Genomic DNA, 13099 nt, shown 5'->3' with positions numbered 1-13099 from the left:
AAAGATATGGGACTTGAATTAATCGGTGATCACCACGAACATGATGAATAATATTTTTAAATTATTGCATGGTGCTTAATGTCATTCCCGCGAAAGGCTTGCCTGCGTGGTGCGAAAATCGTCATTGCGAGGAAAAATTGAAAATTTTGACGAAGCAATCCAGTAAAAAATGCTAAAATTAGCATTTTTTTATTATTTTTTATGGATTGCCATGTAGCCTACGGCTGCTCGCAATGACGATTTGGTATCCAACACGGGCAATGCCCAACCTATAATTTACTTGGATCAAAGCTAAAATTAATCTCTTTCCAATGGTTAAAGCGTGTAGGATCAAGGTTTTCAATAGGGCTTGCCTGCCATACCGCTCTAATTGCATTATCCGCTAAAGCTTCACAAATGCTAGCCGGAATATTAGGACAAATTCTTTCTTTAACTTTTGCCTGCTCAACGTTCCCTGCCTTATCTAACGTAATACTAATAATAACTTTTACCTTATTATTACCTCTAACCCCTGCCGGTACATTACTCCAATGTCTTTCAATCTGTCTTTTTATCAAAGATGTTTCACTATCGGAAAGAGGCAGCCCATCCGTATAAACACCTTTAGTTTCTTTTGCATTATCAACTTTTTTTGATCTTTGATGCTTATTGGATTTTACATTATCCCCTTCAGAGGATTGCTCTAAATTCTTCAGTAAAGAATCAAGCTCATCGGTTTTAGGCTCTTTTTTCTTTACCTCTTTTGGTTTCTCTTCAGACTTTTTGACAACGGCTTCTTCTTTCTTCTCTTCGGGCTTCTTCTTTTCTTCTGCTTGTTTTTTTTCCTCTTCTTTAGGCTTTTCTTCCTTTACTTCTTCTTTTTTCTCAGGCAACGCTTCTTTCGCTTCTTCCGGCTTTGGTTCTTCTATAGGTTTTTTCTCTTCTATTTTAGGCTTTTCTTCTATTGTTTTAGCTTCAGGCTCTTTTGCTTTTTCTTCTTTAGGCAAATCTTGCTGCGGTTCTTCCTCTTTAGGCTTACTCTGCTCAGACTTTTTAGCGTCTTTATTTTCTATAGGGGCTTCTTTTTGCTTTGTTTGGGTTATGATATTTGGTTTATCGCTAACAGGTAACATCTCAAAAGTTATAGTGTGCTCTTCCGGTAATTTTTCAAAAAGCGATGGCATACCGAATAGAAAAAAATATAAAAGAAGTAAGTGTAGAAGAATAGAGAAGCTAAGGAAAACCGTAAAATTATCCTTATTTTGATTACTTTTCATTATTTTTAATATTTGAAATAAGAGCTACACGAGTAAAGCCGGCAGCATGAATTTCAGCAACTATCTCTACCACCTGCCCATACGAGACATTTCTATCGCCTCTTACAAAAATTCTAGCATCCTTTTTTTCTTTAGTGATATTTGCAAGCTTGTCGGTTAAATGCATTCTCTCTATTGGAGTTTCAAGCAAGAAAATTTCACCTTTATTATTGATAGTAACAACCAAAGGCTCATCTTGACTTGAAATCGGGCTTGAATTTGTCTCAGGTAAATCCACATTTACACCTGAAACAAGCATTGGAGAAGTAATCATGAAAATAATTAATAGCACAAGCATCACGTCAACAAGCGGTGTAACGTTAATTTCGCTAACTACCGCTCTTTTGCTTTTTCTATTACTTCCGGCAAGCTTTATAGCCATTACATTTTCTCCTGATCAATTGCCTTAGAAAGTATAGAGTTTAACTCGCTAATAAAATCTTCAATCTTATTATTGATAAGAGTAATACGGGAAATAAGATAGTTATAAAAAATTACTGCTGGAATAGCTGCAAATAAACCGATAGCCGTTGCAAGTAACGCCTCGGTAATTCCGGGAGCTACTACGGCAAGTGAAGTATTTTTTGAAGTAGCAATCGATTGGAAGCTATGCATAATCCCCCAAACGGTACCGAATAAACCTATGAAAGGAGCACTTGATCCAACAGTTGCCAAGAAGCTCAAATTCTTCTCAAGCTTTTCGACTTCTCTATTTTGAGCTAGATACATTGCACCCGTTATACGCTCTTTATGGTTATTTTTTAATGCATCGGAAAGCCCTTTAGTGTTTAAGCTTTTACACTCATCCATAGCGGATACGAATATTAAAGCTAGCGGATTATTAACCGACCTCTTTATGCTTTCATATAATTGCTCCAATACTCCACCAGACCAAAACACATTTTCAAATGCTTGCATTCTTTTCTGCACTTGCACTAGCTTAAATATTTTATCCAAAATAATAGCCCATGACCAAATGGAGGCAATAAGCAACATCAACATAACCGACTTACCGATAATGTCGGATGAACTTATTAAAGAAAAAATCGATAAATGATCTTGCGTAACAATTTCTAAGCTATCGCTAATATTAGTATCTGCACTCATTGAATGTATATTATTTAATTATTCTAAAATTAAATAATATATTCATATTTTACTTTTGTCATTAGGTTATGTGAAAATTTTTGTCATTGCGAGGAAAAACTGTAAGTTTTGACGAAGCAATCTCAGGAGTTTATTATTATTTCATGAGATTGCCACACAGCCTACGGCTGCTCGCAATGACGATTTGGTATCCACGCAACAAAGCTTTGCGAGGAGTGAAGCGACGTGGCAATCTTGTCAAGCATCCTGAGATTGCTTTGTCAATTACTTTGTAATTTCTTCGCAATGACGTAAACTTTTCAAATTATCAACTTGTTTCTAGGCAATGTCTCATTTTAAATTAAAAAATCTATTGTCTTCTTAAACTCCTTTGTTATTATTTTTAGAATAATCTTTTAATAATAATTCTATGTAAAATTTCAAAATTTTCATCTATACCAACTGTTGGTGCAGCTATAGAAGTAATGCATTATATATTTGGATATTTAAATAGCGAAAAAACTGAAATAGATACCAAAAAAACTATAAAAATTAAGCATTCACTATTGCATAGATTAATGTCTAATTATCCATATGAAAGCTACAAAAATCATGAATTGTTGAAAAATTATAAAATAATATAGAGACCCGGCTTTTTTGAATATAAATTTAGATGGTGAATCCATAAAATGGATACCGGATAAAATCATTCCTAAAACACCTGATACGCTAACTAAAATTCAAGTAATGAGTCTTGCTTTTCAATGTAGTATATTAAATAGATACAATGAAACTGCTAAAGAGATATTTAAATATATAATTACAGCAACAAATTTATATTTTAATCACTTTGCAAAAGAAGTTGAACAATATAGCAAACGTGCAGAATATATACTTCCTGTGCTAAAACTTATTGAACCGGAATCTAAGCTTAAAATTATCCAAGCACTAGTACTATATATAAAATTCAGCTTGGATTTGTCAGGTCAATTCTCTGATTTACTAATGGAAAATAAAAATTTTGAAGAGGCAAAAGCATTACTTGAAGAATCTATTTTTTTGTTAAATAATAATACTGAAGATCAGGTTTTAGCCCAGTGGTATTATAGAACAGGTTGTGCTTGTGAGGAAATCGGAAACTATTATATGTCCACTAAATGTTATGAACATGCCTTTGTGCTTCTATGCACACATCCAACAGCAGCCTATCATTTATGGTCTAATTATAAGAATACAAGGCGAATTTGATAAAGCTAATGACTTAATACAATATGTGCCGATAGAATATATAAAATACATTCTAGAAATGTTAACTAATCCATATGAAATTTCTTATGAGAAGTTAGATTTAATTTAAAAAAATACCTTAGTTCCCTTTTATTTATCAATATATGACGGCTGTGAATACATGGCTTTTTATAACAAAATTTCCAATACACAAACAATTACAAAAAAACAGCAATCAATATTAACCGCAAAACTAAAAGCAATTAGTGATGCCCCAAGCAACATACTTCTAGCATTCTCACTCGCCCTATGTAGTATAAGCAATTTAAAACGGCTTCTGATCTTTTAAATAAAATGCCTGAGCATCAAATAAATTTGTATGAAAAGGCTATTATAAAGCTTTGGAGTTACGTGGACCCAAATTATACATTACCTCAAAATAATACTCTAAATCCCAATGAAAAAGTAGAAGTTCTTAACGCGGTTAATACCGGTTTAATAGCAGATAACGAGACTAAATTAACTTCTGAAAAATCTGAAAAGATTTTCCAAAATGTTGAAAACGCTCTGCAAAATGATTCTTGCAATGAAAATACTTTAGAAATTGGGATAGTTACCGCCTTATTAAATAACAATCAAGAAAAAGTGTAAGAATATGCAAGTAAATTAAGTCAAAAAAACAAGAAGAAATTATTGCAAGCTATTCCCCCGATAATAAGCAAATAGAAAATTTAGAACAATTAATTGATCAATATGATGCAAAAAAAATTCATCAATATTATCAACTAAAAAAGAAACATGAATTTTATCTAGCCATTCAAAAGATTACCCACTTCAATAATAATTCTTGGAATATTCCTAAAGAAGGTCAAATTAAAATTGATAATCAGGAAGTAAGAGAAGGTACGGCTAAATTTCTTGGCAAATATAGAGGATTTGATTGTTACGGTACAATTTCTAAAAAAATCTATAATACCTTTGATAAAAGTAAAATTATGTCTTTTATTTCTGCTTTAAAAAAAGGAATAATATATCACAAACACGGAGTAAATGGAGTTAAACTTATTAAGGAAAATGCTTGTAAAGCTAAGTGGGACTGTGATGACCGACTATTTACAAATATATTAAATTTTGATGAGTACGGTAACCATGCTGAAGTAAAAAAGTTTATTAGCGGTCATCATCTGGAGTTTTATAATGTAGAGTGATTAAATTTAAGATTATGCTTTGTTGTATGACTTGATTTGCATGGTCATTGCAAGGAAAATTACAAAGTAAATTGATGAAGCAATCTCAGGATATTTGACGAGATTGCCACGCAGCCTATGGCTGCTCGCAATGACGATATCTATATTTAATGAGCAATGCCTAAAACTTAGGATAATTTTGTAGTAGAACTTAAATAATCATTACCGTATTTCTCAATATAATCATCATATTTATCTTTAAAATCAATAAGATTTTTTCTATGAGAAAGAGCAATAAGAATTATTGCTATGGATTTTGCAAAATCACGATCGTGCGTTACTAATATTACCATACTATCAAAATCAATTAGAGATTTTTTAAGAGCTTCTCTTGACTCTATATCAAAGGTGATTTGTCGGTTCATCAAGAACCAAAATATTACTTTTTTCTAGCATCATTTTAGCAAGTAATAACCTTGCACCCTCGCCGCCGCTTAAACTCAAAATATTTTTATTTACTTCATCACTATGGAATAATACTTGCCCAAGCGTATTTCTAATAGTATTTTCCGTTTCCTTTTCAGATTGCTTTTTAAGCCAATCAATAATACTAATATTTTCATTAAGTAACTCATGGTGATCTTGAGCGAAATAAGATATTTGTGATTCACCCCACTCATAGCTACCTTGATCTGCTGATATTTTATTCATTAAGATTTTTAATAAAGTAGATTTACCGATACCGTTTGCACCGATAATAATAATTTTTGCTCCTCGTGATACGTTAAAACTAACTTTATTTAATATTTACTTATTCTCAAAATCTTTAGTTATTTGATCGATTTTTAATACTAATTTTCCTGATGATCTTAGTTGTTTAAATCTAAATAACAGACTAATTCTTGAAGATTTCTATATATCCGGTAATTCTATTTTCTCTAACTGCTTTTCTCGGGAGGCACTTTGCCTTGCTCTCGTCCCTGCTCTAAATTTATCAACCCAAGCCTGCATATTTGCTATTTTCTTTTCTAAAAAATTTCGCTTGCTTAGCTTCTGCATAGCTATTATCTGCTTTTCTTGAACAAAAGTATCATAATTTTCCGTATATAGTTTTATTTCTCCATAATCTATGTCCAAAATATCCGTTGCGACATTATTTAAAAAAGCTAAATCATGCGATATAAAAATTAATATTCCCTTAAAAGAGTTTTTTAAATAATTCTCAAGCCAATATATTGAAATAATATCTAGGTGATTTGTCGGTTCAGCGAGTAGTAAAATATCGGGATTATTAAATAGACTTTGTGCAAGTAAAACACGTAACTTATAACCTCCCGATAAAACAGAAAGCGGCTCATAATGATATTTTTTGTTTATTCCAAGACCTATAAGCAAGCTAGCTGCAAAAATTTCCGCAGTATAACCGTCGTTATCATATATTACTTGCTCAAGTTCACCAAGCTTATACCCATCTTCATCACTACATTCTTGCCGATTTAATATCTCATCTTTTTCCTCTAAAGCTTTCCATAGCTCCTTATTCCCTGCTATTACCGTATCTATAATTTTAGTATTTCCATAAAGAAATTGATCTTGTTTTAAACAACCTACTTTAGAATTTTTAGGTATGTTAATATCACCGAAAGCTGGCTCTTCTTCTTTAGTTAAAATTTTGAAAAAAGTTGTTTTACCTGCTCCGTTGCTACCTACAAGACCATATCGTTTGTTATTTTTAATATGCAAATTTAACATCGGTAAATAGTATTTTTACACCATAACTCATAGCTAAATCGTTTATAATAATCATATTTTTAGATATCGTGATTAAATTCAGGGTAAAAAGATGATTTTGTTTTATACAACTCTTAAAAGACCTTATTGGCATTGCCCGTGTGGATACTGAGGTGTCATTGCGAGCAGCCGTAAGCGTTGTTGCATGGATCAATTCCACCGCTGTCCATTCCCACGACTTGATCGCGAATCCAGTTTAAAATACTAATGGTTTTAGTATTTTAAACTGTTTTTTGGATACCGTGGTCAAGCCACGATATGACACATCAAGCACATTTTTCGATCCACGCAACAACCTCTCCTCGCAATGATGATATCAACTGCTTCGAGGCAATGCTAATATTTCTTCAATAATTCAAGAGCTTTTACAAGATCTACTATATATTCTTCTTGTTTTTCTAAATCTTTAAGTTTGAGGCTATTATTTGTCTGTTCTTCATCACCTATGAAAATAATAAATTTAGCATTTTCATTAAGGATGCGTTGTATTCTTTTAGCTATTTTACCTAGAGGTTCTATGATAGTAGCAATATTTTGTGTTCGCAATTTATCTACAATTTCTAAAGCATAACAAATATTATTTTCACCTATAGGTAATACAGCTACTAGACTTAATGACGATACATTATATTCTCGCATTAAAGCAATTCGCTCAATACCGGCGGCAAAACCGATAGCCGGTACATCATCATTATTACCCATGATTTTAGCAAGCCCATCATATCGACCGCCAGCAAGAATAGTAGATTGTGATCCAAGCTTTTTCGTAGTGAATTCAAAAGCAGTATGACAGTAATAATCAAGCCCTCTAACTAAACGTGGGTTTATACTATATTTCACACCTAAAATACCAAGATATTTTAGTAACTCATCAAAATATTCTTTGGATTCATCACTGTAATATTCAGATAAAACCGGTGCTGCAGCTACTATTTTTTGATCAATCTCGCTTTTTGAATCAAGGATTCTCATAGGATTTTTGATCAGCCTTATTTTGCTTTCTTCCGATAATTGATCTTTAAAATCATTTAGATATTCTACTAATTTTTGCTGATACACGCTTCTTGATTCACTGCACCCAAGAGAGTTAAGCTCTAAGGTAGTATCCTGCTCTATTTCGAGTGCTTTAAGTATGTCTACTACCAGCTTTAAAGTTTCGGCATCAGTAATAGCACCTTTAGCTCCGATATACTCGTAATTTAGTTGGTGGAATTGACGTTGACGCCCTGCTTGCGGTCTATCATAACGAAAAACAGGACCGATAGAGAAGAACTTTAAGGGTAATTTATGTTGTAAACCATTTGAGATGAAGCTTCTAATAATACCGGCCGTGAACTCGGGTCTAAGAGCTATAGATTCATTACTTTTATCTAAAAAACTATAGATTTCTTTACTGATTACGTCAGAGCTTTCACCCATTGAGCGGTTAAAGACTTTGGTATACTCCAAAATAGGAGTACTCATTTGTTTATAGCCGTATAATACTCCAACATCTCTTGCCTTATTAATTATATAGTTGTGCACTTTATAATCATCCGGCAAAAGATCTTTCATTCCTCGGAGTGATTGCAGCTTTTCAGTCATTTGGTTAATTTTGTTTTGTTGTGTGGATCAACGCCATTGCAAGCAGGTATTGTTGCGTGGATAGGTTTTTCCGTCATTGTGAGGAAAAACTGTAAGTTTTGACGAAGCAATCCAGTAAAAAATTCTGATTTACAGAATTTTTTTATTATTTTTCTAGATTGCCACGCAGCCTACGGCTGCTCGCAATGACCATAGGAATAACATCTAGTTCTGCTCTTTTTTCATAAACAATGATCTTACAATATATAAAACAAATATTGTAATAAACCAATATATTAATGCACGACCTGCCGTTAATAGGTTAAAATTTCCTTTATATATTTCATCACCGTACATTTGTGTAAGTAATAGATAGATACAAGCAAACAAAATAAACGGTGCAATAATAAATACTATAGGACATTTAAATGATCTTTGAGCAGTCGGTAATTTTATCCTAAACATCATTACTATTATTGCTACAGCAATATAATCAATAAGTGCTCCCATTGAAGTTAATTGTGTTATAATTTCAGTAGGACAAAAACCGCCTAAAAACGCTGCAAGTGCAGAGAATATTATAATCGTAATATACGGGCTATCATATTTAGGATGCAACTTTGCAAAACTTTTCGGTAGTAAACCGTCACGTGCGATAGCATAAAAAATACGAGAAGTACCGTAAATATTCATCATCAACACCGTCATCATACCGCAAACCGCTCCAGTTGAAACAATTGCTGAACCAATTCTACTATTATTGATAGTCAAGGCATAAGCAAGCGGACGATCATTATTTAGCTGATCGAAAGGAGCTATACCGGTAACTAAGCCTGACATTACCACATATGCTAAAGTAGTTAAAACTAGTGATCCTATAATACCGATTATTATATCACGTTTTGGATTTTTACATTCTTCAGCTGCGGTTGCAATTGTTCCAAAACCTGTAAAAGCTAAGAACAAAATAGAAGAACCCATCACGACGCCACTGAAACCGAACGGCATAAAATTACTCCAATTAGTAGCATCAAAATGCGGAGCAGCTGCCACAACAAAAGCAAATATTGCTGCCATTTTTATAAAAACTAAAATAGCATTTATTTTTTTACTATCTTTAGTACCTAAAAATAAAATAAATCCAATAAATGCCGAAATTAAAAATGCCGGTAAATTTATTACTCCACCATTTGAAGGCACGGTAGTTAAGGCTTTTGGTAAGTATACTCCTCCAACCTCTAATATTCCTTGTATATAACCGGACCAACCGGCTGCTACTATTCCGGCAGATACTCCAAACTCTAATATTATAACGCTACCGATCATCCAAGCAAATACTTCGCCGAATGCAACATAGGAATAAGTATAAATACTGCCGGAAGTCGGAAGCATAGCGGCAAGTTCGGTATAAACAAGTGCAACGAAAATACAGGTAATACCGGCAATTATATAAGATATCATCACTGCAGGTCCTGAAAATTTAGCAGCAATTATACCAGTAACGACGAATACGCCCGTGCCGATCATTGCACCAAGACCTAGTAATATTAAATCGAATGCTCCAAGCGTTTTGCTAAGACCGCTTGAGCTACCTATCTCCTTTACTGATTCAAAACTTTTCTTCCTTAAAAAACTCATTAGTTTCTCCTATTTTAGTGAGCTTATTTTGTATTGCCTAATGTAATAATTTTTTCGTCATTGCGAGGAAAAATTGAAAATTTTGACGATGCAATCCAGTTAAAAATGCTAAAGATTAGCATTTTTTTATTATTTTTTCTGGATTGCCACAGCCACTTCGTGGCTTCGCAATGACGATTTGGCATCCACTCCTCGCAGGAATGACTACCTTATCTCCCTAGTAATCCATCCGCCACCAAGCACTCTTTCACCTGCATAAATAACGCATGCTTGCCCAGGGGCAACGGCTTTTTCTTCGGATAAAAATTTTACTTTCATTTTATCATCACCAAGTTTACTGATTTCGGCTAGACGAGGCGGTCTTGTCGAGCGAATTTTAACGGCTACTTCTAGCTTTTCGTTATCTTTAATCTCATCTGCAAGCCAATTCACGTCTTTAATTATAAACTCCTGTACGTTTAATGCGGACTCCGGTCCTACATATACTATATTGTCCTTAGGATCAATCTTTACTACATATAAAGGCTCATTATAAGCTATACCAAGCCCACGACGTTGCCCTATAGTGTAATTAATTATACCGCTATGCTGCTCTCCTAGTTCAAACCCGTTTATGTGAATAATCTTACCGCTTTCACTGCTATCCGGACGTATTTTATTTATTACGCTCTTATAATTTCCGTCAGGTACGAAACAAATATCTTGGCTGTCAGGCTTATCCGCTACCTCAAGCCCAAATTTACTAGCAAGCTTTCGTGTTTCATCCTTAGTAAGTCCCCCAAGAGGAAAGATTAAATATTCTAATTGCTCTTTAGTTGTCGTAAATAAAAAATAACTTTGGTCTTTTGCCGGATCAAGTCCCGTATGCAACTCCACTCCGTTATCACCGTTTATTTTTCGTACGTAATGACCAGTAGCAAGCTTATCTGCCCCAAGTTCTCTAGCCGTTTTAATTAGATCCCTAAACTTTACCGATTTATTACATTGTACGCACGGCAGCGGTGTTTCACCTTGTAAATAGCTATCGACGAAATTATCTATTACCGACTCTTTAAATTTGCTCTCATAATCAAGTACGTAATGAGGAATACCTAGTTTGTTTGCTACCATTTTAGCATCGTAAATATCCTGACCGGCACAACAGGCATTTTTTTTCCCTACTGCCATACCATGATCATATAGCTGCAAGGTAATACCTATAACATTATGTCCCTGTTCATGCAGCATTGCGGTAACCGCCGAACTATCAACCCCGCCCGACATTGCGACAACTATAGTAGACTGCTTATCCCCTAAATTAATCATACCAACCTTAAACAAACAGCAAGTTATACTAAATTTATAATTAAATTACAACACTATCTTTTAACATATTAAAATGCTACAATTGGTGCTGTTTAATAATTATCGATTTCGTCATTGCTTCGTCAATTACTTCGTAATTGACGAAGCAATCCAATTAAAAATTCTGATTTATAGAATTTTTATTATTTTTCCTGGATTGCCACGCAGCCTACGGCTGCTCGCAATGACGACTCGGTATCAAGGCAACAAAGCTTGCTCACAATGACGTAGCTTAAAGAATTCAAAAAATTAAATTATATGTTATTTAAAATATTATACAAGACGATTATTACGTTAGCTCTAATTTATTTTATACTGATTATTTTAGAATATGCACGTCAAGGTTTTATTAATGACGTATCGTTACAAAAAGTAGATTTATCTATTCAGAATTCTATAAAAGAACCTATTTATTTAGTTTCTTATGCCGACGGTCCGGAGCATGTTTATCGTAATCAGAATGCAACTACTCACTATGCAATTAATAAAGGTATAGATTTCATATTGAACTATAAGAAAAAACACATAAATCAAGCGTTTATAGAAAAAAATCAAGAAATTTTTAATGAACCTGCAGGAGCGGGATTATGGCTATGGAAGCCTTATATTATACTTGAAACAATGAAAAATGCACCGGAAGGAGCCATTATAGTATATTTAGATTCGGCTTTTGTTATTAAAAAGCATATCAGTAATTTAACAAATCTTTTAGGCAATAATGATTTATTACTGGTACATGATCGCAATCGTAAAAATGGTAGTTTTGTTAAAGGCGAAACTTTCGCTTTAATGGATTGTCTTACTGACAAATGCAGAAATGATGATCACATTTGGAGTGCCGTTATTATTGTGCGTAATACTGAGCTTTCTCGTTCTTTTGTTGAAAAATGGCTAAAAAGTTGCGAAGATATTAGAATTCTTTCAGGCAAAGATTATAATATCTATCCTAATTACGATGAATATAAATGGCATCATTCCGATCAATCGGTACTTAGCCTTATATATCACAAAAATCCACAATCGGTTAAAGTAATAGAGTATGAAGAAACAACACCTTCTTTATCTTGGTTCCACCGTAAATATTCAAATAGCTCACCATTAAAGCCGTGGTATAGCATATATGGTATAGAACCTATAATTAACTTTAATACTAACGGCAAAGTTTTACCTTCTACCGCTCTTATAAATACTCTACCGGTTGTTAGACTTCGTAAATGGGTTATCGAGTGTATACTCGATGAGCCGGTGTCGTTGCATAACTCCAAAATCGTCATTGCGAGCGGCCGTAGGCTGCGTGGCAATCTCATGAAATAATAACAAACTCCTGAGATTGCTTCGTCAATTACTTACATAATTTCCTCGCAATGACGATATCTCTCTTACTTTAAAGAAACTATAAGATAAGGTAAGTACTTTAATGTCTTGCATTTCAGGGTCAAGCTCAAAATCCTTATCTATATAAAATGTAACCGGCATTAAGACTTTTTCGCCGGCTTTTAATAATTGTTCTTCAAAACAAAAACAATGAATTTTTACGAAATATTTTCCTGCTTTATTTGGAGTAACATTATATACGGAAGTACCTATTATATCGTTATCGCTTAGATTTTCCGTTTCATAGAACACTAGAGTATTCTGCCCCGGAATAATTTGCACTCTTTGCTGCCTTGGGATAAAACGCCAAGGCAAATCTTTATCAACATTAGTATCAAACTCGATAATTATAGGTTTAGTGCCTTTTACCTTAGAATATACACTCACCGTTTCTTTTACAGTAGTGCCGCCATATCCTGTAACTTTACAAAATAAATTATAGATAGGTACGGAAGCAAAACTTAGTAACACCATACTAATTATTAATCCCAACAAGGAAAAAGCTAAATTTTTATTGGATTTTTTAGACATTATTTGATTTTATTTAAAAATACTCTAGAAAAAGTTTATTTTAGATCATATATGTGTTAGTAT

The 13099-nt window shown here is 33.5% G+C and carries 13 protein-coding genes and 2 pseudogenes; 4 read left to right on the top strand and 11 right to left on the bottom strand.

The annotated features are described in order from the left end of the window. Positions 1–269: 269 nt before the first annotated feature. Genes AB1146_RS05205 through tolQ form a run of 3 tightly spaced genes read right to left on the bottom strand, consistent with a single transcriptional unit; the run spans position 270 to position 2402 of the window. Entirely contained in the window at positions 270–1256 is a 987-nt protein-coding gene (locus AB1146_RS05205) for an energy transducer TonB (protein WP_010423432.1), read from the bottom strand. Beyond that, on the bottom strand, positions 1246–1677 hold the full coding sequence (tolR, locus tag AB1146_RS05200) for a protein TolR (RefSeq protein ID WP_010423433.1): 432 nt from the start codon (positions 1675–1677) through the stop codon (positions 1246–1248). The genes AB1146_RS05205 and tolR overlap by 11 nt, the downstream gene beginning before the upstream one ends. Next, on the bottom strand, positions 1677–2402 hold the full coding sequence (gene tolQ / locus AB1146_RS05195) for a protein TolQ (protein WP_010423434.1): 726 nt from the start codon (positions 2400–2402) through the stop codon (positions 1677–1679). The genes tolR and tolQ overlap by 1 nt, the downstream gene beginning before the upstream one ends. Before the next feature lie 636 nt (positions 2403–3038). Here tolQ and AB1146_RS05190 point away from each other — a divergent pair. The 3 genes and pseudogenes from AB1146_RS05190 (at position 3039) to AB1146_RS08585 (ending at position 4816) form a co-directional block, all read left to right on the top strand. Continuing rightward, positions 3039–3629, top strand: a complete 591-nt coding sequence (locus tag AB1146_RS05190; RefSeq protein ID WP_355403661.1) for a tetratricopeptide repeat protein — start codon at positions 3039–3041, stop codon at positions 3627–3629. Between the two features lie 160 nt (positions 3630–3789). Continuing rightward, positions 3790–4278: pseudogene (locus AB1146_RS05185) on the top strand (hypothetical protein). A gap of 325 nt (positions 4279–4603) precedes the next feature. Then, the gene (locus tag AB1146_RS08585) at positions 4604–4816 is read left to right on the top strand and encodes a hypothetical protein (RefSeq protein ID WP_010423437.1); all 213 of its coding nucleotides are present in this window, start codon (positions 4604–4606) and stop codon (positions 4814–4816) included. Positions 4817–4983: 167 nt separating this feature from the next. Here AB1146_RS08585 and AB1146_RS05175 read toward each other — a convergent pair whose 3' ends face one another. The 7 genes and pseudogenes from AB1146_RS05175 to mnmA form a co-directional block, all read right to left on the bottom strand. Next, positions 4984–5220 (bottom strand): hypothetical protein, encoded by a 237-nt coding sequence (locus AB1146_RS05175; protein WP_232203633.1) that lies wholly within the window; start codon positions 5218–5220, stop codon positions 4984–4986. Continuing rightward, a complete protein-coding gene (locus AB1146_RS05170; RefSeq protein WP_232203714.1) occupies positions 5198–5551 on the bottom strand; it encodes an ATP-binding cassette domain-containing protein in 354 nt (117 codons plus the stop codon). The genes AB1146_RS05175 and AB1146_RS05170 overlap by 23 nt, the downstream gene beginning before the upstream one ends. 156 nt (positions 5552–5707) lie before the next feature. Beyond that, complete coding sequence (locus tag AB1146_RS05165) at positions 5708–5932, bottom strand: hypothetical protein (protein ID WP_332252586.1); 225 nt, start codon at positions 5930–5932, stop codon at positions 5708–5710. Between the two features lie 177 nt (positions 5933–6109). Continuing rightward, positions 6110–6602, bottom strand: a pseudogene (locus tag AB1146_RS05160) (ATP-binding cassette domain-containing protein); the annotation flags it as partial. Positions 6603–6922: 320 nt separating this feature from the next. After that, positions 6923–8170, bottom strand: a complete 1248-nt coding sequence (hisS, locus tag AB1146_RS05150) for a histidine--tRNA ligase (protein WP_010423441.1) — start codon at positions 8168–8170, stop codon at positions 6923–6925. A gap of 204 nt (positions 8171–8374) precedes the next feature. Further along, positions 8375–9787 (bottom strand): amino acid permease, encoded by a 1413-nt coding sequence (locus AB1146_RS05145; RefSeq protein WP_010423442.1) that lies wholly within the window; start codon positions 9785–9787, stop codon positions 8375–8377. Between the two features lie 204 nt (positions 9788–9991). Further along, positions 9992–11092 carry a tRNA 2-thiouridine(34) synthase MnmA gene (gene mnmA / locus AB1146_RS05140; RefSeq protein WP_010423443.1) on the bottom strand — a complete coding sequence of 367 codons (1101 nt, stop codon included), beginning with the start codon at positions 11090–11092 and terminating at the stop codon, positions 9992–9994. A 297-nt stretch (positions 11093–11389) separates the two neighbouring features. Between mnmA and AB1146_RS05135 the strand changes: the two genes are divergently transcribed. After that, positions 11390–12445 (top strand): hypothetical protein, encoded by a 1056-nt coding sequence (locus tag AB1146_RS05135; RefSeq protein WP_010423444.1) that lies wholly within the window; start codon positions 11390–11392, stop codon positions 12443–12445. 24 nt (positions 12446–12469) lie between these two features. Here the strand turns inward: AB1146_RS05135 and AB1146_RS05130 are convergent, their stop codons facing one another. Continuing rightward, positions 12470–13036, bottom strand: a complete 567-nt coding sequence (locus tag AB1146_RS05130; RefSeq protein WP_010423445.1) for a cytochrome c oxidase assembly protein — start codon at positions 13034–13036, stop codon at positions 12470–12472. Positions 13037–13099 lie beyond the last annotated feature (63 nt).

The sequence above is a fragment of the Rickettsia helvetica genome (assembly GCF_963970025.1).
Lineage (GTDB): Bacteria > Pseudomonadota > Alphaproteobacteria > Rickettsiales > Rickettsiaceae > Rickettsia > Rickettsia helvetica.
The sequence above is the reverse complement of the archived record's forward strand: the minus strand, read 5'-3'. Positions and strand labels throughout refer to the sequence as shown.

What these genes read in the sequence shown, in the direction of transcription:
- AB1146_RS05205 (WP_010423432.1), bottom strand. Translation starts at nt 1,256, where the DNA reads ATGAAAAGTAATCAAAATAAGGATAATTTTACGGTTTTCCTTAGCTTC.
- AB1146_RS05145 (WP_010423442.1), bottom strand. Translation starts at nt 9,787, where the DNA reads ATGAGTTTTTTAAGGAAGAAAAGTTTTGAATCAGTAAAGGAGATAGGT.
- AB1146_RS05130 (WP_010423445.1), bottom strand. Translation starts at nt 13,036, where the DNA reads ATGTCTAAAAAATCCAATAAAAATTTAGCTTTTTCCTTGTTGGGATTA.
- tolR (WP_010423433.1), bottom strand. Translation starts at nt 1,677, where the DNA reads ATGGCTATAAAGCTTGCCGGAAGTAATAGAAAAAGCAAAAGAGCGGTA.
- AB1146_RS08585 (WP_010423437.1), top strand. Translation starts at nt 4,604, where the DNA reads ATGTCTTTTATTTCTGCTTTAAAAAAAGGAATAATATATCACAAACAC.
- hisS (WP_010423441.1), bottom strand. Translation starts at nt 8,170, where the DNA reads ATGACTGAAAAGCTGCAATCACTCCGAGGAATGAAAGATCTTTTGCCG.
- mnmA (WP_010423443.1), bottom strand. Translation starts at nt 11,092, where the DNA reads ATGATTAATTTAGGGGATAAGCAGTCTACTATAGTTGTCGCAATGTCG.
- AB1146_RS05175 (WP_232203633.1), bottom strand. Translation starts at nt 5,220, where the DNA reads ATGAACCGACAAATCACCTTTGATATAGAGTCAAGAGAAGCTCTTAAA.
- tolQ (WP_010423434.1), bottom strand. Translation starts at nt 2,402, where the DNA reads ATGAGTGCAGATACTAATATTAGCGATAGCTTAGAAATTGTTACGCAA.
- AB1146_RS05135 (WP_010423444.1), top strand. Translation starts at nt 11,390, where the DNA reads ATGTTATTTAAAATATTATACAAGACGATTATTACGTTAGCTCTAATT.